Origin of the sequence: Pseudomonas syringae pv. coryli str. NCPPB 4273, from assembly GCF_000972175.1 — a bacterium.
Classification (GTDB): domain Bacteria; phylum Pseudomonadota; class Gammaproteobacteria; order Pseudomonadales; family Pseudomonadaceae; genus Aquipseudomonas; species Aquipseudomonas syringae.
Genome location: NZ_AWQP01000033.1, coordinates 15,518 through 40,273, shown reverse-complemented (window position 1 = coordinate 40,273; position 24,756 = coordinate 15,518). Strand labels below are relative to the sequence as shown.

Genomic DNA, 24,756 nt, shown 5'->3' with positions numbered 1-24,756 from the left:
TCACGTTATGGCATTGCTGAAACGACTGACCGAACATGACCGCCCGGTTCTGCCCTTCACCCTTGACGGCCAACCGGCCAGCGGTCTGTTGGGCGACACCTTGCTGACCGCGGTACTGACCGCCAGCGAACACTTGCGCGGCAGTGACTTCAGCGCCGAGCCTCGCGCCGGTTTCTGCATGATGGGCGCCTGCCAGGACTGCTGGGTCAGGCTGGGTGACGGCCAGCGCGTACGTGCCTGTTCGACACTGCTTGAGGCTGGTCATGAGGTGATTCGTGAACCGGGGCGCTGCGTATGAGCGATCAGGCCATTGCCATTGTTGGCGCAGGACCGGCCGGCATTCGCGCCGCCCAGACGCTACTGGCCCACGGCGTCAAGGCCTGCCTGATCGATGAAGGGCTGCGCGGCGGCGGCCAGGTCTACCGTCGCCAGCCGGCCAACTTCCAGCGCTCGGCCAGGGCGCTCTACGGCTTTGAAAGCGCCAAGGCGGTCGCGGTGCACGACGCGCTCGACACGCTGGCAGCGCATATCGACTACCGGCCGCAGACGCTGGTCTGGAATGCCGAAGATCATCAACTCGATACCCTGCAAAACGGTATCGCCGCCACACTCGACTTCAGCCACCTGATCGTCGCCACTGGTGCTACGGATCGCATTCTGCCGGTGCCCGGCTGGACCCTGCCCGGCGTGTACAGCCTCGGCGCAGCGCAAATTGCGCTCAAATACCAGGGCTGTGCGATCGGCCAGCGCGTAGTGTTTTGTGGCAGCGGCCCGTTGCTGTACCTGGTCGCCTATCAGTACGCCAAGGCTGGCGCAAAAGTGCTGGCGGTGCTCGACAGCGCGCCGTTTTCGGCGCAATGCAAGGCATTGCCGGCGCTCTTGGGCCAACCGGCAACGCTGGCCAAAGGCATCTACTACCGCGCGTGGCTGAGCGCGCACGGCATTCCGGTGCATCAAGGTGCGCAGCTGACACGCATCGGCGGGGAAAAACGCGTAGACGGCATTCAATGGCAACGTAACGGCAAATCGGGCCACCTGGCTTGTGACGCGGTCGCTTTTGCCCATGCACTGCGCAGCGAGACGCAACTGGCCGACCTGCTGGGCTGTGAATTCGCCTGGAGCGCACTCAACCGGGCGTGGCTGCCGACCCGCGATGACTGTGGACGCAGTAGCGTGTCAGGCATCTATCTGGCGGGCGACGGCGCGGGAATCATGGGCGCAGACGCTGCGGAAATGGCCGGAGAACTGGCCGCGCTCGGGCTGCTGCAAGACATCGGTGTTGGCGCAGACACCGCCCGTATCGACACACTTAAAACTGCCTTGCGACGCATCGAACGCTTCCGCCACGGGCTGGAAACCGCGTTTCCGTTCCCTGAGGACTGGGCCGCCACTGTGGCGGATGACACGCTGGTGTGCCGCTGCGAAGAAGTCTCTGCAGGTGAGATTCGCAGTGCCGTGCAGGACGGTCATTGGGAGATCAACCGGGTCAAGGCCATGTGCCGGGTCGGTATGGGTCGCTGTCAGGGCCGGATGTGTGGCCTGGCCGCGGCCGAGATCATCGCCCGCGAGAGCGGCCGGCCCGTCGAGCACGTCGGCCGGCTGCGCGGCCAGGCACCGATCAAGCCGCTGCCGTTTGGTCTGGGGATGCAGCCCATGGAGAAGCAATCGGTGGAGACGCAACCATGAGTACGCTGATTGAAACCGATGCGATTGTCATCGGCGGCGGCATTGTCGGCGCCTCGGCAGCCTTGACGCTGGCCCTGAAGGGCAAGCGGGTCGCCTTGCTGGAACGCGATTTTTGCGGATCGCACTCCAGCGGCGTCAATTACGGCGGCGTGCGTCGTCAGGGCCGTCCGCTGTCGCAGTTACCCTTGTCGCAGCGGGCGCATCAGATGTGGGGCAACCTGCGCGAACTGATCGGCATCGACGGCGAGTACCAGCGCTCGGGCCATCTCAAACTGGCGCGCAGCGAACAGGACATGAATGCCTTACGCGCCTACGCTGAAGCCAGCCAGGGATTCGGCCTGGATTTGCAACTGCTTGATCGCGATCAGCTGCGCGCGCGTTATCCCTGGGCCGGCGATGTCGCCGTCGGTGCATCGCTGTGCGCCGACGACGGACACGCCAATCCACGTCTGGTATCGCCGGCCTTCGCCCGCGCTGCGCGTCGGGCAGGCGCGCAGGTGTTCGAGCAGGCGCCGGTCAGCGACGTCAGCCACGACGGCAACGTGTTCGTCGTCACCACCGCCAGCGGCCTGACACTGCGCGCCACCTGGCTGCTCAACTGCGCCGGGGCGTGGGCCGCAGCGCTGGCCGCACAATTCAACGAACCGGTGCCGATGTATTCAGGGCACCCGGCAATGCTGGTGACAGAACCGTTGCCGATGTTCATGGACGTCAGCACCGGTGTCGAAGGCGGCGGCATTTATGCCCGGCAAGTGGCACGTGGTAATTGCGTGCTGGGCGGCGGACAAGGCTTTGCCCTCGACCCGGCACGCGCCAGACCGGGACAGGCGGCGGTGCTGGATATCCTGCGCAACGCCGTCGAACTCTACCCGCCACTCGCCGGCGCCCAGGCCATTCGCACCTGGAGCGGCACCGAAGGCTATTTGCCGGATCGCGAGCCGGTGCTGGGCCCGAGCCTGACTCGTCCGGGCCTGCTGCACGGCTTCGGCTTTGCCGGGGCGGGCTTTCAGATCGGCCCGGCAGCGGGTGAAGCGCTGGCCGAATGGGTCTGCGACGGCGCCTCACGGATCTCGCTCGATGCCTTTTCCATCAACCGCTTTCAGCAAATCGCTCTGCAACCCCCTGCCATCGAACCTGTTACGAACGTCATCCCATTGCACAGAGGAAGGTCGTCCCTATGAAAAGCACCAAACGTCTCGCCCTCACCGGGCTGTCCTGCCTGCCGCTGGCCGCCGCACTTCTGTCCACGCCTGCCATGGCCGAAACCACGCTGTACCTGGGCATGAACGGCGGGACCATGGAGCGCCTGTATGCCGATCAGGTGCTGCCGGCGTTCGAGAAGGCCAACAACGTCAAGGTGGTGATCGTGCCTGGCACGTCGGCCGATATCCTCGCCAAGGTTCAGGCGAGTAAGGACAACCCGCAGATGCACGTCATCTTTCTCGACGATGGCATCATGTACCGCGCTATTTCCATGGGCCTGTGCGACACGCTGCAACCCAGCGCCAGTCTGGCCGACCTGCCTGCCAAGGCCAAAATCAAGGAACAGGCAGCAGCCGTCAGCCTGGGTGTGACCGGCCTCGCCTACAACACACGGATGTTCAAGGCACAGGGCTGGAGCGCGCCTACCTCATGGATGGACCTGGCCGACAAACGTTTCAAGGACAAGGTGGTGTTCCAGTCACTGGCTTCCTCGACCTTCGGCCTGCATGGCTTTCTGATGTTCAACCGTATCCAGGGCGGCAGCGAGAAAGACGTCGAGCCCGGCTTCAAGGCCTGGCCGAAAACCATCGGCCCGAACGTGCTGGAGTACATCGCCAGCTCCGCCAAGATCTCGGAAATGGTCCAGACCGACGAAGCCGCCCTGTTCCCGCTGACGCCGACCCAGGTCACCGCGCTGAAGATCAAGGGCGTACCGGTGGAATACGCATCGCCCAAGGAAGGCGGCGTGGTGTTGAACGTGGCTGAATGTGCGATAGCCAACAACAACCAGCCGGAGCTGGCGCAGAAGCTGGCCGCTTATCTGCTGACGCCGGAAGCACAGGCGCCTGCGCTGGAGTTCGGTGACCAGATTCCGTCGAACCCGAAAACCCCGACCACTGACAAGACACGCAGTCAGGTCGAGGCCATGGAGAAGTACCTGGAAACAGCAGTGACCATCGACTGGGATCAGGTCAATCAGATCCGTCCCGAGTGGAACGCACGCTGGAGCCGCAGCATCGAGCGCTAGAGATCAGCGGCGGTGCCAAAAGGCATCGCCGTGCTTAAAAGACGCATGCTGATTGCCATCCGGCAAATTATTTCAACTTATTACCGTGCAAGGGAGTCCCACCGTTACGCCCTCTTCTTCGGGCGCATTTTGACGGTGGTTCTTTCTCTATGAGTTTTATTGTCTGCATGGGCGTGCTTGGCGTGCTGTTGATGCTATTGGCGCTCACTTCCTCTTACCTGCGCTGGATGCCAGTGACCACATCGGCCGTGTGCCTGGGATTCGGCTTCGGCATCGGCCCGATGGGCCTGGATATCGTCGATCTGGATTTCGAGAAGTCCTACGAGTGGCTGGAACGCCTGACCGAAGTGGCGGTGCTGTTTTCGCTGTTCGGTACAGGTATCAAGTTGCGCCTGCCCTTGCGCGGCAAAGCCTGGCACTCAGCCTATTGGCTGGCCGGCCCGGTAATGCTGGCGACCATCGCTGGCGTGACCGTCGCGGGGCACTACATCATTGGCCTGGACTGGGGCGTGTCGTTGTTGCTCGGCGCGATGCTGTCGCCAACCGACCCGGTGCTGGCCGGTATGGTCCAGGTCAACAACGCCCAGGATCAGGATCGCCTGCGCTTCGGCTTGTCCGGCGAAGCGGGCCTCAACGACGGAACCGCGTTTCCATTCGTGATCTTTGCCTTGCTGTACCTGAGTTCCGGGGGCGCGATGAGCGACTGGGTCCAGGGATGGCTGATCAAGGACCTGGTCTGGGCGGTGCCGGCCGGTTTGTTGATTGGTTACGGCATGGGCCGCGGGGTCGGCCATCTGATGATCTTTCTGCGCATCAAGAACGCCGACAGCACCACCTCGCCCAATGACTTTCTGGCGCTGGCCCTGATCGCCCTGGCTTATGTCGTTGCGCAAAGCGTCGGGGCCTTTGGCTTTCTTTCGGTATTTGCCGCCGGGTTCGGGCTGCGTCAGGCTGAGGTACGTGTCACGCGTTCAGAGCTGCCGTCCGAGCATGTCGCGCAGCCGGTCCTCGGGCATATGACGTCATCCCTCGAACAGGGCACGGTCGCGCAGGTCGACGACATGAGCGATTCGCAACTGGCTGCCGGCGTGATGATGGGCGATATGCTGGCGTTCGGTAGCCTGGTGGAGCGCGCCATGGAAGTCCTGCTGATCACCCTGCTGGGCGCGGCGCTGGCGATGTACTGGGACTGGCGCGCCATCGGCCTGGGGATCGCGCTGTTTTGCGTGATTCGTCCTGCCAGCGTCTGGCTGCTGGTGAGTCGTCGCCTGCTCAATGTCAGGCAAAAAGCACTGGTTGGCTGGTTCGGCATTCGCGGCATCGGCAGTCTTTATTACCTGTGCTTCGCCTTGTCACATGGTCTTGCACATGATGTCGGCCATGTGGTGATCGGCATGACGCTCTCGGTTGTTGCGCTAAGCATCCTGGTACACGGCATCAGTATCCAGCCTTTGCTGGAGCGTTACGAGCGCAGTACTGCCGCCAGTCCTGACTGATCAGCCATCGAGGCAAAGCGCCATAGAGCGTGTCGATGAGGGTATTGGAACAAGCAATTGGACTGCGGCATTTCGACTCGGTTAGCGTGGCGCCCATGCAGCCAGTGCAAGCAGCAATGCGTGCAGCTACTATGTAACTCGTGCAAGGCACTCTGCCAGCCTGCGATCAGGCCTGAACTCGGCGCATCGCAAATTGGCTGAACCCTTGTCACGCACTGGCCTCCAAATCCGGTAATACAGCCCACTCGATTATTTAGAAGGTGAAATGTCAGAACCCGTCCTGATGGACCGCTTTGCACGTAAAGTCGATTATCTGCGCATGTCGGTCACCGACCGCTGTGATTTTCGCTGCGTGTACTGCATGGCCGAAGAGATGACGTTTCTGCCTCGGCAACAGATTCTGTCGCTGGAGGAGATCCTCCAGGTGGCCGAGCGCTTCGTGGCACTGGGCACGCGCAAGATTCGTCTTACCGGTGGTGAGCCGCTGGTGCGCGCAGGCGTGGTGGGGCTTTGCGAGAAGATCGCCGCCCTGCCCGGCCTGCGTGAACTGTGCATGACCACCAACGGTTCGCAGCTGGATAAACTGGCTGCCCCGCTGTTCAAGGCCGGCGTCACGCGCCTGAACATCAGCCTGGACAGCCTCGACCCACAGCGTTTCCGCGAGCTGACCCGTACAGGCGATCTGCACAAGGTGATTGCCGGCATCGATGCCGCCAACGCCGCCGGTTTTGTGCACACCAAGCTCAACTGCGTGGTAATGCACGGTCGCAATGATGATGAGATCAACGACCTGCTGGCGTTCGCCATTGATCGCAACCTGGACGTCTCTTTCATCGAAGAGATGCCGCTGGGCATCATCAGCGAACACAGCCGCGCCGAATCCTTCTACTCCAGCGATCAGGTGCGCGAACGCATTGCCGAACGTTACACGCTGGTGCCTTCGACTGACTCGACTCAAGGGCCATCGCGCTACTGGCGTCTGGCCGAGGCGCCGGGCATTCGCATCGGCTTCATCTCCCCGCACAGCCATAACTTCTGCGGCACCTGTAACCGCGTGCGCATGACCGTCGAAGGTCGCCTGCTGCTGTGCCTGGGCAACGAGCATTCCGTGGATTTGAAGGCGGTATTGCGCGCCAATCCTGGCCAGCCGGAAAAGCTCGAAAAAGCCATCATCGACGCCATGCAGCTCAAGCCGTGGAGCCACAACTTCACCCACGACGATGGCGTGCAGGTGGTGCGCTTCATGAATATGACGGGCGGCTGACAGCCGCCCTGAAGGATAACGCCTCATATGAGGCGTTATTTATTTACCGGCCTTGCGAAAGAACAAGGTGATTTGCCCGACTTCGACACCCAGCTTGGTCATCGACGAACGATTGGCCATGGTCTTCTCGTCGATCAGGTACATCCAGTCATCCAGGCTCACGTCATACTCGGTGCCATCCACCGGTAACCTGAGCACATAGTTCCAGTGGAAGCTGTTGCCTGACACTTCGCCATAGGCCTCGCCAACCACATCACCTGCCGTGCCCTTCCAGCGCCCCGGGCCATCGGGACGCAAGCGCCACTCCCGCACCTGCTTGGTGCCATCGCTGTAGCTGAAGGCCTCGTGCATGACCAGCACTTCGCCTTCACTGTGCCCGTCGATCACCACGGTGAAGCGCTTGGTGACTTCACCGGAGCGTTTTTGAAACATTCCCCAGGCTTCGACACGGCCGGTGAAGTACTGGCGCAGATCGAGTTTCGGCGCTTCCTGACTGTAACGGGTTACCGGCACGCCACCGCAACCGCTCAGTACAAGCCCCACACACAGCATCAACATCCACTTTCTCAGCATGCGCCCTCCTTGATGGGTCATGAGCCGGTACTGCCGAGCAACTGCTCGCGAAGTTCGGGGTTACGGGTTTTCGGGTCCAGCCAGATGGAAAAGAAAGCCTTGGCGAACTGGCTGTCAGGCACCACATGCTGGAGCTTGTCACCCACATAAAACCGCGCTTCGCGGCCAGGCAGATAGACGCCGGTAATCTTCATGCCCGGCTGGACGTCGACAAATGACTGGTTCATCTGCTGGCGCCAATCAGTCAGTTGCTGTTCGGTCACCTTCGAACCGGAAATACGCTTGATCTCATCGATACTGGCATCGACCAGATCTTCCCGGTCAATGTCGCGGTGGTAGGTCAGTTCAAGTGCCAGTGGCGCGTCTGCCACGAAAGGTTTGACCGGGCTGAGCAACCGGGCCGTATAAACACGAAAGCCGAACAGGCTCAACTCGCCACCGCCGACGACCTGAGCATTGGGCAATGCCTCACGCCAGTCCGCCGAAGCGCCGGCGCTGAGTAACATCACCAACCATAACCATCGTGGCGCACGCATCGGCAACCTCTGTCTAGGCACTGCCACGACTTCAATGGCAGGCTGGGAATGAGACGAGTCAGATGCACTGACTCACTCCCGGAATCTATACCAGCAAAATCACTTTGTACAACCGATAAGGCCTTCGCCCTCGGGATGCCGAAAACCAAAAAGCCTGTTCCCGATCGCGGATCGGGAACAGGCTTCAGGAGCTGCGATGACCTGCTCAGGCAACCTGCGAGTGCGTCTGCCGACGAGTCTTCTGCCACTCACCTTTCAACGCCTGCAGCGTGTCCTCCATGTAGGCACGATCGGCAGCGGCTTTCTTGCCGACATAACCCTGGCCACGACGGAACATCTTCAGGGATGCGCGCAGTTGCGGATGCGCATCACGAAACTCGTGCTCTTGCGTGAACGGCGACATGGCGTCGACGCGAACTTCACCCGACTCGGCAACCCAGGCGATATGGTTATCCAGCGTGTCTTTGCATGCAGCAAACAGACGAGCCAGTTCATCAATAGTCGGTTGTGTGTTGATATTCATGTTGATGCCCCTTCGCTCATAGACTGTTCAATAATTGATACATCAAGTTCATGCGCCAGAACTTCAGCGACGCACACGATTGAGTGTGTGTCGAATACCGTTCCAGCCCTCAAGGACATGCAGGTAGCCTTGATGAAGAGCCGCTACACAGCGGCATCAGCGCAGAGAGAAGAAGTCACGAAACCCAAAGACCCGGCCCAGGATCGGCAATCGATCCGTTACAAGCATCATGAGGACATTTCGCCAGCTTCTCGCCCTTATCGACGACAAATGCCAGTTCAGCTCCATCAATCTGCCTTGTGGGCAGCCTACATCCGGGAACATCTCGACGGCTTGCCGAGCCTGTTCATCACACCTTTTGCAGCGCTCCCGATCAGGGAGACAGCTGCATAATGCAAGGGCAAATGGAGTGCGTCAACGATTATGTAGTGATTATTTTTAGTCACTACATAATCGTAAGCGGGACGTGGGGTTACGTGAAAAGGTGACTGAAGGGTCATGGCTGACGGACTATCGATGGTGATCAGAGACCGCGGCACGACAGTATCCGCAGGCCAACAAAAAGGCCTGAAAGCGTTCGCTTCCAGGCCTTTTTACAACACACAAACAGCTTGTTGTCAGCTCACCTTGAAGCGACCCACCAGCCCCTGCTGCTGCTCCGCCAGACGCGCGAGTTCGCGACTGGTGACGGCAGTCTGCTCGGCACCGGCGCTGACCTGGATGACCAGCGAGTTGATGTCGTCGACGTTGCGGTGGATCTCTTCGGCCACTAGGCTTTGCTCTTCAGCGGCCGAAGCGACCTGGATATTGCGGTCGCTGATGGTCGCGATGCCCTCGGCAATTTCTTCCAGCAGTTCACCAGCGCGTACGACGTTGCTGGCACCCTCCTGCGCCTTGCCCAGGGTTTCCTGCATCGACGCGGCAGCGCGTTCCGAGCCGGACTGCAGGTTGGCGATCATTTTCTGGATGCTGACGGTAGAGTCCTGAGTCTTCTTGGCCAGATTGCGCACTTCGTCGGCAACCACCGCGAAACCACGCCCCTGCTCGCCGGCACGTGCAGCCTCAATGGCTGCGTTGAGCGCCAGCAGGTTGGTCTGGTCGGCGACGCCACGGATGACATCGAGTACCGAGGAGATCGAGTTGCTCTCGCCCTTGAGCTCGTCAATGATCCGAGAAGTCTCTTCAGCCTGCACCGAGAGCCCCTGAATCAGGCCGATGGTGTTGTCGATTTCGGTCTTGCCCTGCAGGGTGCTGTTGTTGACGCGCTGCGACATCTCGGCCGCGTCAGTGGTGCTGCGTGCTACATCCTTCACCGTGGCACTCATCTCGCTGATGGCAGTGGCGACCTGATCAGTGCCCTGGCGTTGTTGCGCCACGTTCTGATTGGTTTGCAACGCCACTGCGGAAGACTGCTCGGCGGCGGTGGCAACCTGTGCCGTCGCGCTGCCGATGTCGCGGATGACATCACTGATCTGTTGCGCCATGTTGTCCAGATTGCGCGAGATCTCGCCGAACTCGTCCTTGCCGACATAACGGGTCCGGGCGGTCAGGTCACGTGTGGAGAGTGCCATCAGCGTGCGGTTCACATCGACCACCGCAACCTTGATGTTACGGATGATCACCGACGCCAGCCACAGCACCACGATCAGCATCAGGACGACAATGGCAACCGCCACGTACAAGCTGCTCTGAGCGGAGCTGCGCGCATCCGTTGCCAGGCCGACGACGTTCTGGCCAAGCTCTGCTTCTACATTGGCCATCATGTCGATACGCGCGGTGGAAAGGTTGAACCAGTCTTCCGGCTTGACGTTGAGCGGGTCACCCATCGGGGTATCGAAGCCCAGGCGTTGCAAGCGGGCCACTTCCAGCGAGCCCGGCTGCTGCATAACGTCATTGAGTTTGGTCTTGAATACTTCAGGGGACCAGCGTTGAAAGGCTTCGAGGTAGCCGGAGAACTCTCCCAGGTTACGGCTGAAGCGCGATAACAGTGGCGCATCAAAGCGGTTCTGGTTGAATGCCTGAACGAGCAGTACGCGCTCGCGACCGGCACGCTCCTTCATATCCACGAACTGGTTGAGCGAACTCAAGCCACGCAGTATTTCCGGATCTTCGATACTCGCTTCCAGCGAATAGGAGAACCCGACGAGTGTTTTGATAACGTCGGTGAACCGCGTAGAGGACTCGGTGTTGTTGATCCCCAGCGTATCGATCTTGAGGCGCAGCGCGGTCAGGTCATCCAGTGCGCGGAAGACTTTGTCGGGGCTGGGAATACCGTCGGTCGACTGGGCGCGCATCTCGCTTATCGCCTTGTCGGTTTCCTGACGGAAGGCCTTCAGCTTGTCCTGCATGGACTTGCCGCCGCTGCCCAGAAACACGCCGCTGGCGCCGCGCTCACGCTGAATGGTGGTGACCACGTTACTCAGTTTCTGTGCAACCGCGGTGGCTGTCACAGCGCGCCTCATATCACCGAGATTTTCGCTTTTGTCAGCAACGAACAGACCTGCGAAGGCCAGGAAGCCCAATAGGGGGAATATTAAAATAAGCAGCAGTTTCATACTCAAAGGAGCATTTCTAAGCATTGCAGACCTCATGACATGCAGACTTTTCTATAAAGAATATCCAGGGCGTAACGTTCTGTAGCGTCGACGTTTTTTTGTCGCCAGGGACTGTTCGGTAATCAGCCTGCCGTAGCCGGTCTTGCTCCCGTATCACTGTCTCGGCTGCCTGCCGGGAAGCTTGACCCACTATTTGAATTTGTTAATTCAAATAGCGAATTCAATAAAGCACAGCGTGCGAGAAGTTTGGATCCACAAAGAAATGACCGACTTGCGCGGTCATCGCGGGAAAAGAAATATAGAGACACCGAAATTGTCACCTGTAACAGCGGTGACAATCTCAGCGGATAGAAGTTGCAACTTTTTTTCTATTCAACTCATACGTTTTTATAACTGATTAACGCAGGTTGGTTTTCGCCAGTTCCACCACTTCACTGCCGCGCCCGCTCATGATCGCGCGCATCATGTACAGGCTGAAGCCCTTGGCCTGGGCCAGCTTGATTTTCGGTGGAATGCCCAGCTCCTGCTTGGCGGTGACAACGTCGATCAGCACCGGACCGGGATGATCGAACGCCTTGCGCAAGGCGGCAGGCAGCTCTTCGGCGTTCTCGACACGCAGGCCCAGAATGCCTGCACCCAGGGCAATACCGGCGAAGTTGGTTTCATGCAGGTCAGTGCCGTGCGGCACATAACCACTGGCTTTCATTTCCATGTCGACAAAGCCCAGCGAGCTGTTGTTGAACACCACCATCTTGATAGGCAGGTTCAGCTGACGAATGCTCAGCAGGTCGCCCAGCAACATCGACAGACCGCCATCGCCACACAGGGCGATGACCTGACGATCCGGATGTTCAGCCTTGGCGCCTAAAGCCTGTGGCAAGGCATTGGCCATCGAGCCGTGGTTGAACGAGCCGAGCAGACTGCGCTTGCCATTCATGTGCAGGTAGCGCGCCGCCCACAGCGTCGGCGTACCGACATCGACGGTAAAGATCGCATCGGCATCCGCCTGCTCGTCGACCAGTCGAGTGAGGTACTGCGGGTGAATCGGCGTGCCATCTGGCGTCGGGGTGGCCAGCTCGTCCAGTTCTTCCCGGGCCTTGGCGTAGTGCTTCAGGGCCTTGTCGAGGAACCGGCGATCGGTATGCGGCTTGAGCTTTGGCTGAAGCGCCTCAAGGGTTTCCCGCACCCCACCAACCAGACCCAGCGCCACCGGCGTACGGCGACCAAGCTGGGTCGGATCGAGGTCGATCTGGATGATGTCGGCTTTTTCGGGGTAGAAATTCCGATACGGAAAGCTGCTGCCCAGAATGACCAGTGTGTCGCAGGACAGCATGGCGTGGTAGCCGGAGCTGAAACCGATCAGGCCGGTCATGCCGACGTCGAACGGGTTGTCGTACTCGACGTGCTGCTTGCCGCGCAATGCGTGAACGATCGGCGCGCCCAGCGTATCCGCCAATGCCAGAAGCTGCTCGTGGGCACCCTCGCAACCCGCACCGCACAGGAGCGTGACGGCTTTGGAAGCGTTGAGCATGTCGGCCATCGACTGCAGGTCGTTTTCGGCAGGCACGACCTTGGGCGCTGTGGCTTCGATCCATTTTGCCGCGACATCCGGCGCGTCGCTGAGCGCCACGTCGCCCGGCAAAACAATCACCGCCACACCTTTCTGGCTGATCGCGGCACGCATGGCACGTTCCAGCACACGCGGGAACTGCTCGGGGTTGCTGACCAGCTCGACGAAGTGGCTGCACTCCTTGAACAGCTCCTGCGGATGGGTTTCCTGAAAGTAATCCAGACCGATTTCCGAGGACGGAATATGCGCAGCAATGGCCAGTACCGGCACACGGTTGCGGTGGCAGTCATACAGGCCGTTGATCAGGTGCAGGTTGCCCGGTCCGCAGCTGCCGGCGCAGACCGCCAGCTTGCCGCTGGACGCTGCCTGGGCACCGGCAGCAAAGGCTGCGACTTCTTCATGACGGGTGTGCATCCAGCGAATCGAATCGGTGCGTTCCAGGCTGTCGGTCAAGCCGTTGAGGCTGTCACCGGACACCCCCCAGATGTGCGAAACACCTGCCGCTGCGAGGGTTTGCGCGAGGTGGTCGGCAATGGTCTTGGACATGCGGGGTTCCTTGTCGAGGCAATGATAATGAGTTCGGTAAAACGCGCGCAGCGCTCTGCCACGCCTGTTGTGGTCGACCCGATGCATTCTCGACAGTTCAGAAAACCTGAGCCCTGTTCAGGGCTCGGTCGTTCGGCAAGCGTTTTAAAACGCTGATCAGGCGTGCGGGTTGCCCGGTGCCTTGGCGGGTGTCGCGTACTCCGGCTTGAGCTTGCCCTCGCTGTCCAGCAGCCAGGCATCGAGAATCTCCCGCACCACAGGGCCCGCTACCCGGCCACCCGCCTCGCCGTTCTCGATGGTCACCGACACGACGATCTTGGGATGGTCGGCCGGCGCGAAGCCGACGAACAACGCGTTGTCGCGGTTACGCTCGAGTGTTTTCAGACGGTTGTAGCGCTCACCCTGCTTGATCGCCACCACCTGCGCCGTACCACTTTTGCCGGCGATGCGGTACTGAGCGCCCTTGGCCGCATCCCGCGCGATGCCGCGCGGGTCGTGCATGACCATCTGCATGCCGGTATTGACCTGATTCCATTCGTTGGGATCGCGCAACACGATATTTGGCATCGGATGCTCGTCGACGGGTGCCTTGTCACCGACTTCCATCGCCAGGTGCGGTCGATGCCAGACACCCTTGCTGGCAATCAGTGAGGTGGCCTGAGCCAGCTGCAACGGCGTGACCTGCATGTAGCCCTGGCCGATGCCGAGAATCACCGTTTCGCCGGGGAACCACGCCTGGCGACGCGTGGCCCGCTTCCATTCGCGGGACGGCATCAAGCCTGCAGACTCCTCGAACATGTCCAGCGACACCTTCTGGCCGATGCCGAACATGGTCATGTAGTCGTGCAGGCGGTCGATGCCGAGCTTGTGCGCCACGGTGTAGAAATAGGTGTCATTGGAACGCATGATCGCCGTGTCCATGTCCACCCAGCCATCGCCACTGTGGTTCCAGTTACGGTATTTGTGGTCGAAGTCCGGCAGTTGGAAGTAGCCGGGGTCGAAGACCTTTGTCGAGGCGGTCATCACGCCGCTGTCGAGACCGGCAATCGCCACTTCCGGCTTGACCGTCGAGCCCGGTGCATAAAGACCACGCAGCACGCGATTGAACAGGGGGCGGTCGATGGAATCGCGCAGCGCCGCATATTGTTTGAAGCTGATGCCGGTGACGAACAGATTGGGGTCGAAGCTTGGCTTGCTGACCATCGCCAGTACGTCGCCGGTTTCCGGGTCCAGTGCGACCACCGAACCGCGCCGATCACCCAGCGCATTTTCCGCTGCGGCCTGCAAATGCGCGTCCAGCGTGAGGGTGATGTTCTTGCCCGGCACCGGGTCAGTGTGTTTCAGCACGCGCAGCACGCGGCCCTGGGCGTTGGTTTCGACCTCTTCATAGCCTACGTGGCCGTGCAGCTCGGACTCGTAGAAGCGCTCGACACCGGTCTTGCCGATGGACTGCGTGCCGCGGTACTCGTTGTCGAGATGGGCTGCTTCCTTTTCGTTGATACGCCCGACGTAGCCGATCGAATGCGCGAAATGGGCGCCCAACGGGTAGTGACGGACGAACTGCGCCGCCACGTCCACGCCCGGCAGCAGGTACTGATTGACCGCCAGCGTTGCGATCTGCTCTTCGGTGAGCTCGTAGAGCAATGTTGCCGGCTCGAACGGGTGACGAACCTGCTTCAGCTCCTTGTCGAACAGAATCCGGTCTTCGTCGGGCAACTCCAGCAGGGTCATCAGCTCATCGATCACCTTGTGCCAGTCGCCCGCGCGCTCACGGGTCAGGGTCAGGTTGAAACTGGGACGATTGTCGGCAAGCACTTCGCCATTGCGGTCAAAGATCAAACCGCGCTCGGGCGGGATCGGCAGCACGTGAACACGGTTGTTTTCGGAAATGGTCGAGTGATAGTCGAACTCTGTCACTTGCAGGAAATACATGCGCGCGACCAGACAGGCAGCCAGCAGGCCGACCAGCACCGCGCAGGCAATCAGGCGCTGATTGACCAGCCGCGTCTCTTTTTCGTGGTCTTTCAGGGGAATTGGATTGGGCATTTCTACAGCTTCTCGGTGAAGGGCAAACGGCGCAACTGAACGTGTATATAAAGATTTCGGCGCGCACCATACCAAGAAGCGGCTGATTACAGGCGATCGAGCCGACAATCGCAGGATGAAAAATCTGTCAGAAAAGACTCATTCGGGCGTGGTCTGCAGCGTATTCGACGCTTCTCGGGCCTGCATGATGCGCGGCAGATTGCTCTCGATCCAGGTGACGAGGGTTTCAACCTGCAAGGCGACCTCTTCGCCCATCGGGGTCAAGCGGTACTGAACATGCGGTGGCACTACCGGCAACGACTTGCGGCTGACGAAACCATCATGCTCCAGATGCTGGAGCGTTTGCGCGAGCATTTTCTCGCTCACCCCGCCAATCTTGCGGCGAACTTCGCTGAAGCGATGCATGCCACCCCGCAACACCACCAGCACCAGCACACCCCAACGGCTGCAGACGTGATTGAGCACCACCCGCGAAGGACAGTCAGACGCCAGCACCTGGCCCTGACGAACCAGCGCCAACAGCGTCTCGGCCGCTTCCGGCTGGATGCCTTGCTGCACAGTATCTGATCGCGGGGCAGTTGATTGCGAGGCGGATTCGCTCATGACACTTACCTTTTTGTACGTACTTACTAAAGGTAAGCATCATGACTATGCTGGCGCTTCCTTTCAACCTGATTCAAGGAATCATTCCATGATCGTTGTCACCGGTGCCACCGGCCAGCTTGGCCGCCTCGTCATTGAACAATTGCTCAGCCGCGTACCTGCTTCGCAAATCATTGCAGCCGTGCGCAGTCCGGAGAAGGCCGCCGATCTGTCCAGGCAGGGCATTCAGGTTCGTCAGGCCGACTATTCGCAGCCGGCGACACTGGACAGCGCATTTGCCGGTGCCGACAAGGTGTTGCTGATTTCTTCCAGCGAAGTGGGCCAGCGTTTGCCGCAGCACAAGGCGGTGATAGATGCAGCCAAACGTGCCGGCGTCCAGCTGCTGACCTACACCAGTGTTCTGCATGCCGACACCTCGGCGCTGAGCCTGGCCAAAGAGCACCGCGAAACCGAAGACTACCTGCGCGCCAGTGGCCTGCCGTTCGCCTTGTTGCGCAATGGCTGGTACACCGAGAACTACACGACGGGCATTCCGGGCGCACTGGCGCATGGCGCGGTCATGGGCTGTGCCGATGAGGGTCGTATCAGCTCTGCTTCGCGTCTGGATTACGCCGAGGCGGCCGCTGTGCTGCTGACTTCGGAAACGGCACAGGCCGGTAACGTGTATGAACTGGCAGGCGACGAGTCCTACACGCTGTCGGAATTTGCAGCGCAGCTATCAACGCAGAGCGGCAAGTCCCTGCCTTACGTCAACTTGCCACAGGCCGAATTCGAAGCAGCGCTTATCCAGGCAGGCCTGCCTGACTTCGTCGCCCAGCTGCTGGCCGACTCCGATGCCGCGGCTGCCAAGGGCGCCCTGTTCGATGACAGTCGCCAGTTGAGCGCGCTGATCGGCCGCCCGACCACCCCGCTCTCGGCAACCGTCGCTGAGACACTGAAAGGCTGAGCACAGCAAACCCGATCGAATGATTTTCAACAGTGAGGGTCCGAGTTATTACGAGGCATTAAGCCATCGCCTAATACCAAAGACTGGGAGTCTTCACATGAACAGCAAATCGTTGATCGCCTGCATGACCTTGCTCGGCTGCTTTTCCGCCGTCACCCTGCCCGTTCAAGCGGCAGAAACGGCGGACCCGAAAGTCAGCGAATCCAAGGACAACGCCCACGAACTGGAAGTAGGCTCCCGCGTTCCGGAAAAATATCGCCGCAGCGATCTGGAAGTGAAGGACTGGAAAAGCAAAGGCCTGGAAACACCCGCCAAGGAAAGCGAATGGGTGAAGATTAACGACAAGTACGTGCGTTTCCAGAAGGTCAACGGCCAGATCATGGACATCGTGCCGGTCAAGAAGTAAAGCGCAGTACCTATCCCCTCTCACGAACCTCGTGAGAGGGCCTGGATGACGCAAAGCTTAACGACATGCGTGCCAATGCAGTTTCCATTGGCACGCCATTCAAATGATTTTTCTATAGCTCTGTTTGAATGTCACTGGCGCAAAATCGGATCAAACGTCTGCCATCCGGTACCGGAATCGTCTCTGTAGTAAGTGCTCGGATCGGTCGCGACGCGAACGTCGAACTGACCGAAGTTGGTGTCATTCAAGGCATGATTTACAAGGTTTTGAGTTCCCACCCCAGGAAGCCTGGATTTCCCGAGCTTTTTCTCAAGTTCTGCGGTCCCTAGCACTTCAATTCTGCTCAACCGCTGCACATCTGCAGAACCAATCGATGATTTGTAGATTTCACTGCGATAGCTGGAACTGTCAAGGAACTGAGCAACCGCGTGGTGAGTGCCCCTCGTAGCATCATGCAGAACAGCCTGATCCAGCGTGCATGCGCTAGGGTGGGTAGGCCAGGGATCAACCACTACAGTGTCTCGATCTCCAGACTCACGGCGATCCCCCAACAATATGAATTCGTGAGAGTTACCACCTGGCAATTGCATACGCACGCGGTTGATAGGGTAACTCACGCCACGGCTCTGCAATGCCGCTGCTGCAACAGCGGCGTGGACCGCACAGTTGCCCCCCTGAAACTTTTGCGCGCGCTTGAGCTGACCGGTGCTACCGCCCCCCGAGTATTTTGCATCCGCCAAGTGCATTCGAGCCCAACTTTCTCCGCCAGACTCAATAATATCTGCGCGCTGATTACCGGCACCTGACGGAATGGCACTTTTTGCTACCCGGTTTGCCCATGTCGCATCCGCAAGCTTCTCCATCGTACCGGAAGAAACGGTCACACCTATGCCTTGATAACGGTGCAGACCCAACTGATCGGCGCTGAATGTACCGTGCACAGTGTCATCGGACTGATAGTGCTGAACAGTGGCATCGTAACTCTGTACGGACGATCCACCCCCGAAAAAGCTACTGATTTTAGGCACGAGTTTTCTCCTGAGAAAGCGACGATGGATTGTTTTTGGTTGACAGGCTCGTCTTGAGCGCCCCGCTGGTCTTGGGTTCGATATGAGTTTGCGATGGAGGGAGAATATTTCCCGAATGAAAGTCAATGGCTCGCCGAACGAAACCTTCGAACAGAGGCAAAACAGTTTCTTCACTGAGTTCATGCAATGACTGGCGTAGCGAAAGCACCATGTTTCCGCTGCCTGCGTCCAGACCCGTCATTATCACCGGGTGTTGAAGTGTGAATATGTTTTCGGCGAGCAAAGCACGAAGCCCCTCGGGCGCTAGCCAAGGCTTGGGTGCCGGGAACGTAGCGACCAGATTGAGATAACCTGGCTGGCTGCCGATCAGATGAATATCCACATCGGCACCAAACGTCAGCAAGTAGACGGGATGTTTTTCCGCCTCGGGAATCTGCGGTGTGTCGGGATACTGCTTGATGATCAGTCGTGCAAATGACTGAAAATGATCTGGCTGCATAAGACTGCCCTGAGTTAGAAGTCCTGGCTAAGTGGCGAGAATCAGTAAAACGGTTCCATCGAGAAGAAAGGCGGACATCGTTACCAGTGCTCACCTAAAACCATTGCTTTTTTGTCCGCATGCCTTACAAATGCAGTGTTGTCAGCTTGTAACCTCACTGCCACCTTTTCTGCGAGCCCGCTCCATGTCCAGAACCGCCGCCATTGCCTTCGCCTGCCTGCTTTCAACCACCGCCCATGCGGCCTGCCCGGCTGCAACCCCGGTCGATACGGCGCGCTGGATCTATGAGAAGCACCAGGATTTTTATCTGAACGGCAAAGGTAGCGCTGATTATTTGTCCAAACCTCTGCTGAGCCTGCTCAAGAAGGACTGGGCGTGCCAGAACGGCGATCAATGCGCCGTCAGTGCCAACCCGTGGACCGATGCGCAGGACGGTGATGTGCAAAAGCCGATCGACTGGAAGCTGGTGTCCAACTCGGACAAGCAGGCGGTGGTCGAAATGACCTATAACCTGGGTTACAAGGAGGCCCCGCAGCAGCCGGTCGCCAGCCAGACGACACGCCTGCTGCTGGCCAAAAATGCCAACAGTTGCTGGGTGCTGGAGAATCTTCAGGGCCCACAGGGTGTCGCGCTGATGCAGAGCCTGGAGGAATTTCCCTACGAAGGTGATTGATCGGCCTTGAAACAATCCGCCATTCTCGGTATCACAGGCACTTGAATTTCACGAGCGAGCACCATGAATACCTTTGAGCAATCGATTATTGAGGCTGCGCAGGCCGCCACGCCCAATAACACCGATGCCGAACGCGAAGCTGCCAGAGTTGCCGCCACGCAGGCGGTAGCCGAAATCATGACCACCCGCAGTGGGCTGGACCGCACCCTGGCACTGGCCGAGTTGCTGGACTCCTACTCGGAACACGATGATCAGGAAGACGAATAGATCGTTCGGCACGATGCGAAAAACTGATTGGCCTGTTTATTTAGCTGCGACATTAAAGAAAACCGGCCTTGCCGCCGACAACCCGGTAGGGTGGATTGATGATTGCCACCCATTCATTTAGTGCGCTCGGATGCGACCTATAAGGGCACCATCCGTGCAGATCGAACAGTTGCAAGACATGCAGGCTTACATCAGGCGTACTGCCGACGACCTGGAACTTGTTTCAGCCAACCTCGCAGGACATCTCCTGTACCTGGAGCGAACTTCCCGGGCACACGAAGCGCAAGAGGTCAGTGAGCGGATCATCGGCCTGCAGGCGTCCGTGGACAGCCTGCGCGGCATATTCCGATAACGCCCCCTATCGGTCCCCGGCCTGCGACAACGGTCTGGCCACATCTTCCAAGGATTTGCGTTCGGCAGCCGTGCCCCATATCGACTGCACAACCGCCGCCAGCAGCATCAGCCCTGCTCCGATCAGATAGCCGATCAGCACATTGCTGCGCTCGCCGGTTTCGATCAACTCGCCGAACAGCGTCGGACCAATCATCCCGCCCAGCCCGGTACCGAATGCGTAGAACACCGCAATCGCCAAGGCACGGATTTCCAGTGGAAAGGTTTCGGCGACGGTCAGGTAGGCCGAGCTGGCCGCTGCCGATGCAAAGAAGAAAATCACCATCCAGGCGATGGCCTGCTGGGTAACGTCCAGCAAGCCTTGCTGGAACAGGTAGCCGCTGATTGCCAGCAGCACGCCCGAGACGCCATAAGTGAGGCTGATCATCACCCGTCGGCCGACCACGTCAAACAGTCTGCCCAGCAGCAGCGGACCGCAGAAGTTGCCCAGCGCCAGTGGCAGCACGTACCAACCGACGCGCTCGGCCGGCACGCCATAGAAGTCGGTCAGTACCAGTGCGTAGGTGAAAAAAATCGCATTGTAGAAAAACGCCTGGGCCGTAAGCAGCGTCAGGCCTACCAGAGAACGCTGACGGAACGTCACCAGCAACGTTCTGGCGACCTCGCCCAGCGGCGTGTGGTCACGGGCATGCAGGCGCAGGGGGGTTCCCGACACGGCGGGCAAGACGTGACCCTGGCGCTGCAAGTCTGCTTCTATCTGCTCGACAATCTGCTTCGCCTGTTCAGCCTGGCCGTGTATCAACAGCCAGCGCGGGCTCTCTGGCAGCCACAGTCGCATCAGCAGAACCAGCAGGCCCAATACCGCACCGATTCCGAAACACAGGCGCCAGCCCAGCTCGGCGCCGATCCACAGCGGATCGAGCAAGACAATCGAGCCAATCGCACCAAGCGCAGCGCCCAGCCAGAATGTGCCATTGATGGTCAGGTCAACCCACCCCCGGTAGCGGGCCGGGGTGAATTCCTGAATGGTCGAATTGATGGCCGTGTACTCGCCGCCGATGCCCATGCCGGTCAGAAAACGGAACAGCATGAAGCTCCAGACACTGAAAGAGAACGCCGTGGCGGCCGTTGCACCGACATACAGCAGCAAGGTGATGAAGAACAGCTTGCGACGCCCTAGACGGTCCGCCAGCCAGCCAAAGAACAATGCGCCCAACACGGCACCGGCAATGTACGCGGCGCCCGCCAGGCCAATGTCGCTATTGGTGAGATTGAGCGCCGGACTGGCTTTCAAGGCCCCGGCGACCGAGCCTGCGAGGGTCACTTCCAGGCCGTCCAGCAGCCAGGTGATCCCCAGCGCCACGACCAGCAAGGTATGGAATCGCCCCCAGGGCAGGCGGTCCAGTCGCGCGGGCAAATCGGTTTCGAAGACGCTGCCCTTATCGTTCAGTGTGCTCATGTCCGGCTACCTGACGGCTTACATTGGTGTCAGGTGTGAGAGTCGCTGTCGCCGATCAAGTTCAGCTGATCCAGAACCACAGCAACGTCAGATTGGCCGCCGAGATCAGTCCGAACAGCCCCCAGGCAGCCGTTTTCACCAGCCGGCTATTGACGAACGGCCCCATCAGTTGTGGGTCGCTGGTAAAACGAATCAACGGCCAGAGCGCGAAAGGCAGTTGCAGGCTCAGCACGACCTGACTGAGCACCAGCATCTGCCCCACCGAGCTGTCACCCAGCCAGACCACGCCGATCAGCGCCGGAATCAGTGCCAGCGCCCGAGTGATCAAGCGCCGCTGCCAGCACGGAATCTTCGCCTGCAGAAAACCTTCGAGCACCACTTGCCCGGCGATGGTGCCGGTGAAGGTCGAGCTCTGCCCCGCCGCCAGCAAGGCAATACCGAACAGCACGCTGGCAATCGCACCACCCACCAGCGGATCAAGCAGGTGGTAGGCGTCCTGAATCTCGACCACCTCGGTATGCCCGGTCTTGTGAAAAGCCGCAGCAGCGAGGATCAGAATTGCCGCATTGATCAACAGCGCCAGGCTTAGCGAACCGATGGTGTCGAGCCGCGCATAGCGGATGGCGCTGGCCTTACTGGCCTGGTCGGCACCGTTGACCCGCGTCTGCACCACGGATGAGTGCAGATAAAGGTTATGCGGCATGACCGTGGCGCCCAGAATGCCGATGGCGATATACAGCGGCTCCTGGCTGCTCAACACGTCCCAACTCGGCTTGAGGCCCGCGACGACGTCCGGCCAGAACGGTTTGATCAGAAACAATTCGACGGCGAAGCAACTGGCGATGGTTGCAATCAGCCCCAGCACGATGGCTTCCAGACGACGAAAATTGGCGCCCTGCAAAGCCAGCACAATCAGCGTATCGAAAGCGGTCAGCGCCACACCGGTGGTGATGGAAACGCCGAGCAACAGATGAAACGCCAACGCAGCCCCCAGCACTTCCGCCAGATCGGTGGCAATGATCGACAGCTCTGCCAGCAGCCACTGGCCCTTGGCGACCTTGCGGCTGTAGCGGGCGGCGGACAACTGCGCCAGGTCACGGCCGGTCGCGATACCCAGCCGCGAACAAAGGTTCTGCAAGACCATGCCCGAGAGGCTGGCCAGCACCACCACGAACAGCAGTGAATAGCCGAAGCGCGACCCGGCCTCGATGGCCGTCGCCCAGTTGCCAGGGTCCATGTAGCCGATGGAAACCAGCAGGCCAGGCCCGACGAACAGCATCATTTTGCGCAGCAAGGACGCGTTCGGCGGAATGGCCACACTGTCCGTGGTCGCCGAGGGGCAGAAAGGAGCAGTGGCAGTAGTGGGCAGTTTGTACGTCACGGGAACCCGGCATGCAGAAAGTGAAGGCCTAATCCTAAGGTTTTGCGACACATGTTGATACATCGTTGATGGCTTCATGCCTGCTGTTTTTCGCCTGCCTCTTTGCCTGACAAGGTCATCACTGCGCCGTTCTCATGTCCACGTAATTCCAGCGCTTTAATGGATCCGATATAAAAATTCGAAAAATTGATCCGATAAACAATTTTTCATCTTTTAAACCTTAATAACCGCATTAAAAGACCAATGATTACAAATTGTAAGGAGTAGTATTCAGGCCTTAACAAGAACTCAGGATGGCCATCCATGACCTCATTACCTCATGCCGAGGCAGCCGCGAACGAGCCGTCGCGGGCAGCGTATATCTCGGCGCGTATTGACCGACTGCCTGCGGTCGCGACCATCTGGCGGCTGGTCGCTTTGCTGTCCATCGCCGGTTTTTTCGAGCTTTACGACCTGTTTCAGACCGCCTACATCAGTCCCGGCCTGATCCGTGACGGAATCTTTGCCACGGGCAGTCAGGGTCTGTTCGGCTTCTCCGATCAGGCGGCCTTTGCCTCGGCGACTTTTCTGGGCCTGTTCTTCGGTGCCAGCCTCGTCAGCCCGATTGCCGATCGCTACGGACGCCGCGCGATCTTTACCTTCGCGCTGATCTGGTACACCGTTGCCACCGTGATCATGGGCCTGCAGACCTCTGCACTGGGCGTGATAGGCATGCGCTTCGTCGTGGGTATTGGCCTGGGCGTCGAATTGGTCACCATCGACACCTACCTGTCGGAACTGGTGCCCAAGCGCATACGCAGTTCGGCGTTCGCCTTTGCCTTCTTCATTCAGTTTCTGTCAGTCCCCAGCGTTGCACTGATGTCGTGGTGGCTGGTGCCCCAGGACCCTTTCGGTTTCTCCGGCTGGCGCTGGGTCGTGATCAGCAGTGCAGTCTTTGCCCTGTTCGTCTGGTGGCTGCGCTCGGCGCTGCCGGAATCACCGCGCTGGCTGGCGCAGCAGGGACGCTTCGATGAAGCCGAGCGAGTCCTGGACGGAATCGAGGCGCGCTGCATCAAGGACCACGGCGAACCACTGGATGAGCCTCAACCGGACAACGTGGCCCTGTCAGGCAAAGGCCGATTTGCCGACATGTGGCAACCGCCCTACCGTCGCCGCGCGTTGATGCTGATCGTGTTTCATGTATTCCAGGCGATCGGCTTCTTTGGCTTCGGCAACTGGTTGCCTGCACTGCTCTCGGGTCAGGGCCTGAGCGTCACCCACAGCCTGGGGTATGCGTTCGTGATCACGCTGGCTTATCCGCTGGGGCCGTTGCTGTTCGTGAAGTTCGCCAACCGCTTCGAGAACAAATGGCAAATCGTCGGCTCCGCATTGGGCGCCATGATTTTTGGCAGCCTGTTCGCCTTTCAGACCAGCGCGGCAGGACTGATTTTCTGCGGGATCATGATCACGTTCTGCAACGCATGGCTGAGCTTCAGCTACCACTCGTATCAGGGTGAGCTGTTCCCGACCAACATCCGCGCTCGCGCAGTGGGCTTCTGTTACTCGTTCAGCCGACTGTCAACGGTGTTCAGCAGCCTCCTGATCGGGATATTTCTCGACCACTTCGGCACGCCGGGCGTACTGGCCTTCATCGTCGGCAGCATGTTGATCGTGATCGTCACCATCGGCCGGTTCGGGCCGCGCACACGCAATCTTGCGCTGGAGCAGATCGCTCACCGCTGACGAGTGCAGGGTTGAGTGGGCTCAGGCCTGAGCCCACTCAACGTTGGTGACACCGAAGTGCTCGGCGTACGGTTTCGACACCCGCGCGACCTTCTCCAAACGGTATTTCGGTATGCGTGCGAGACCTGCGTCGACACTTGCACAGTGCCATGCTTCAGCGTTATCCATATTCTCGGTTCGTATATAAAAACTCTTGAACGAACCATTTAGCAGATAATCAATGCGGTAATGCTTTGGAAGTGCCATTGAAAGTCTGATCCTTTTTCAGCAGTGGCTTGAAGTATAGGTGACTGTATTCGTGGCAAAGAAATTCATTATTTTTTTGATGTCTGCGACCAATGAACACCTCAAGCGCAGTCCGCGCGGGGCCGGGATCTGCAACGGGTCACGCGGAGT

General features: G+C 59.4%; 25 protein-coding genes. 13 read left to right on the top strand and 12 right to left on the bottom strand.

All coding sequences use genetic code 11. The features are described from left to right. Window positions 1–7: 7 nt before the first annotated feature. From P406_RS14690 to moaA, 6 genes are all read left to right on the top strand, one after another. Complete coding sequence (locus P406_RS14690; protein ID WP_032698427.1) at window positions 8–298, top strand: (2Fe-2S)-binding protein; 291 nt, start codon at window positions 8–10, stop codon at window positions 296–298. Beyond that, entirely contained in the window at window positions 295–1,686 is a 1,392-nt protein-coding gene (locus tag P406_RS14685) for an FAD/NAD(P)-dependent oxidoreductase (protein ID WP_046236581.1), read from the top strand. Before P406_RS14690 ends, P406_RS14685 begins: the two co-directional genes overlap by 4 nt. After that, on the top strand, window positions 1,683–2,867 hold the full coding sequence (locus P406_RS14680) for an NAD(P)/FAD-dependent oxidoreductase (RefSeq protein ID WP_046236580.1): 1,185 nt from the start codon (window positions 1,683–1,685) through the stop codon (window positions 2,865–2,867). Before P406_RS14685 ends, P406_RS14680 begins: the two co-directional genes overlap by 4 nt. Next, window positions 2,864–3,916 (top strand): ABC transporter substrate-binding protein, encoded by a 1,053-nt coding sequence (locus P406_RS14675; RefSeq protein WP_046236579.1) that lies wholly within the window; start codon window positions 2,864–2,866, stop codon window positions 3,914–3,916. Before P406_RS14680 ends, P406_RS14675 begins: the two co-directional genes overlap by 4 nt. A 149-nt stretch (window positions 3,917–4,065) precedes the next feature. Further along, window positions 4,066–5,412 carry a cation:proton antiporter gene (locus tag P406_RS14670; protein WP_003409949.1) on the top strand — a complete coding sequence of 449 codons (1,347 nt, stop codon included), beginning with the start codon at window positions 4,066–4,068 and terminating at the stop codon, window positions 5,410–5,412. 265 nt (window positions 5,413–5,677) lie between these two features. After that, complete coding sequence (moaA, locus tag P406_RS14665; protein ID WP_003317890.1) at window positions 5,678–6,676, top strand: GTP 3',8-cyclase MoaA; 999 nt, start codon at window positions 5,678–5,680, stop codon at window positions 6,674–6,676. A gap of 39 nt (window positions 6,677–6,715) precedes the next feature. Here the strand turns inward: moaA and P406_RS14660 are convergent, their stop codons facing one another. The 3 genes from P406_RS14660 to P406_RS29420 all read right to left on the bottom strand — a co-directional run bounded on the left by P406_RS14660 (window position 6,716) and on the right by P406_RS29420 (window position 8,308). Then, window positions 6,716–7,249, bottom strand: coding sequence for a DUF3833 domain-containing protein (locus P406_RS14660; protein WP_003407549.1), 534 nt, complete (start codon window positions 7,247–7,249; stop codon window positions 6,716–6,718). Between the two features lie 17 nt (window positions 7,250–7,266). Beyond that, window positions 7,267–7,785, bottom strand: coding sequence for a chalcone isomerase family protein (locus P406_RS14655; protein WP_046236578.1), 519 nt, complete (start codon window positions 7,783–7,785; stop codon window positions 7,267–7,269). A 205-nt stretch (window positions 7,786–7,990) separates the two neighbouring features. Further along, a complete protein-coding gene (locus P406_RS29420) occupies window positions 7,991–8,308 on the bottom strand; it encodes a hypothetical protein (protein WP_046236577.1) in 318 nt (105 codons plus the stop codon). Window positions 8,309–8,440: 132 nt separating this feature from the next. Between P406_RS29420 and P406_RS29415 the strand changes: the two genes are divergently transcribed. Further along, window positions 8,441–8,701, top strand: a complete 261-nt coding sequence (locus P406_RS29415; protein ID WP_154232073.1) for a hypothetical protein — start codon at window positions 8,441–8,443, stop codon at window positions 8,699–8,701. Between the two features lie 224 nt (window positions 8,702–8,925). Here the strand turns inward: P406_RS29415 and P406_RS14640 are convergent, their stop codons facing one another. The 4 genes from P406_RS14640 to P406_RS14625 all read right to left on the bottom strand — a co-directional run bounded on the left by P406_RS14640 (window position 8,926) and on the right by P406_RS14625 (window position 15,628). Then, window positions 8,926–10,887: a methyl-accepting chemotaxis protein gene (locus tag P406_RS14640; RefSeq protein ID WP_046236575.1), complete on the bottom strand. Its 1,962-nt coding sequence runs from the start codon at window positions 10,885–10,887 to the stop codon at window positions 8,926–8,928. Between the two features lie 373 nt (window positions 10,888–11,260). Further along, complete coding sequence (gene poxB / locus P406_RS14635; RefSeq protein ID WP_003424086.1) at window positions 11,261–12,979, bottom strand: ubiquinone-dependent pyruvate dehydrogenase; 1,719 nt, start codon at window positions 12,977–12,979, stop codon at window positions 11,261–11,263. A gap of 156 nt (window positions 12,980–13,135) precedes the next feature. After that, window positions 13,136–15,025, bottom strand: coding sequence for a penicillin-binding protein 2 (gene mrdA / locus P406_RS14630; protein WP_003409936.1), 1,890 nt, complete (start codon window positions 15,023–15,025; stop codon window positions 13,136–13,138). A gap of 138 nt (window positions 15,026–15,163) precedes the next feature. Beyond that, a complete protein-coding gene (locus P406_RS14625) occupies window positions 15,164–15,628 on the bottom strand; it encodes a winged helix-turn-helix transcriptional regulator (protein ID WP_046236574.1) in 465 nt (154 codons plus the stop codon). An 88-nt stretch (window positions 15,629–15,716) separates the two neighbouring features. On the opposite strand from P406_RS14625, the gene P406_RS14620 reads away from it, so the two are divergent. Together P406_RS14620 and P406_RS14615 are read left to right on the top strand one after the other, a co-directional pair. Next, entirely contained in the window at window positions 15,717–16,574 is an 858-nt protein-coding gene (locus P406_RS14620) for an SDR family oxidoreductase (protein ID WP_046236573.1), read from the top strand. A gap of 97 nt (window positions 16,575–16,671) precedes the next feature. Then, complete coding sequence (locus P406_RS14615; protein ID WP_046236572.1) at window positions 16,672–16,980, top strand: RcnB family protein; 309 nt, start codon at window positions 16,672–16,674, stop codon at window positions 16,978–16,980. A gap of 131 nt (window positions 16,981–17,111) precedes the next feature. On the opposite strand, the gene P406_RS14610 is transcribed toward P406_RS14615, so the two are convergent. Further along, window positions 17,112–18,008: a hypothetical protein gene (locus P406_RS14610; protein ID WP_046236571.1), complete on the bottom strand. Its 897-nt coding sequence runs from the start codon at window positions 18,006–18,008 to the stop codon at window positions 17,112–17,114. Next, the gene (locus P406_RS14605; RefSeq protein WP_046236570.1) at window positions 18,001–18,507 is read right to left on the bottom strand and encodes a CesT family type III secretion system chaperone; all 507 of its coding nucleotides are present in this window, start codon (window positions 18,505–18,507) and stop codon (window positions 18,001–18,003) included. The genes P406_RS14610 and P406_RS14605 overlap by 8 nt, the downstream gene beginning before the upstream one ends. 184 nt (window positions 18,508–18,691) lie before the next feature. Here P406_RS14605 and P406_RS14600 point away from each other — a divergent pair, with 184 nt between their 5' ends. The 3 genes from P406_RS14600 (at window position 18,692) to P406_RS14590 (ending at window position 19,799) form a co-directional block, all read left to right on the top strand. Then, a complete protein-coding gene (locus P406_RS14600) occupies window positions 18,692–19,180 on the top strand; it encodes a DUF3828 domain-containing protein (protein ID WP_046236569.1) in 489 nt (162 codons plus the stop codon). A 63-nt stretch (window positions 19,181–19,243) separates the two neighbouring features. Further along, on the top strand, window positions 19,244–19,447 hold the full coding sequence (locus P406_RS14595) for a hypothetical protein (RefSeq protein ID WP_003349206.1): 204 nt from the start codon (window positions 19,244–19,246) through the stop codon (window positions 19,445–19,447). Window positions 19,448–19,601: 154 nt separating this feature from the next. Beyond that, window positions 19,602–19,799: a hypothetical protein gene (locus P406_RS14590; RefSeq protein ID WP_003349205.1), complete on the top strand. Its 198-nt coding sequence runs from the start codon at window positions 19,602–19,604 to the stop codon at window positions 19,797–19,799. A gap of 6 nt (window positions 19,800–19,805) precedes the next feature. On the opposite strand, the gene P406_RS14585 is transcribed toward P406_RS14590, so the two are convergent. Continuing rightward, the gene (locus tag P406_RS14585) at window positions 19,806–21,257 is read right to left on the bottom strand and encodes an MFS transporter (protein WP_046236568.1); all 1,452 of its coding nucleotides are present in this window, start codon (window positions 21,255–21,257) and stop codon (window positions 19,806–19,808) included. Window positions 21,258–21,318: 61 nt separating this feature from the next. Then, window positions 21,319–22,638 (bottom strand): Nramp family divalent metal transporter, encoded by a 1,320-nt coding sequence (locus tag P406_RS14580; RefSeq protein WP_046236567.1) that lies wholly within the window; start codon window positions 22,636–22,638, stop codon window positions 21,319–21,321. Between the two features lie 303 nt (window positions 22,639–22,941). Between P406_RS14580 and P406_RS14575 the strand changes: the two genes are divergently transcribed. After that, entirely contained in the window at window positions 22,942–24,360 is a 1,419-nt protein-coding gene (locus tag P406_RS14575; protein ID WP_046236566.1) for an MFS transporter, read from the top strand. A gap of 21 nt (window positions 24,361–24,381) precedes the next feature. Here P406_RS14575 and P406_RS14570 read toward each other — a convergent pair whose 3' ends face one another. Beyond that, window positions 24,382–24,606, bottom strand: coding sequence for a DUF6555 family protein (locus tag P406_RS14570; protein ID WP_003407519.1), 225 nt, complete (start codon window positions 24,604–24,606; stop codon window positions 24,382–24,384). Window positions 24,607–24,756 lie beyond the last annotated feature (150 nt).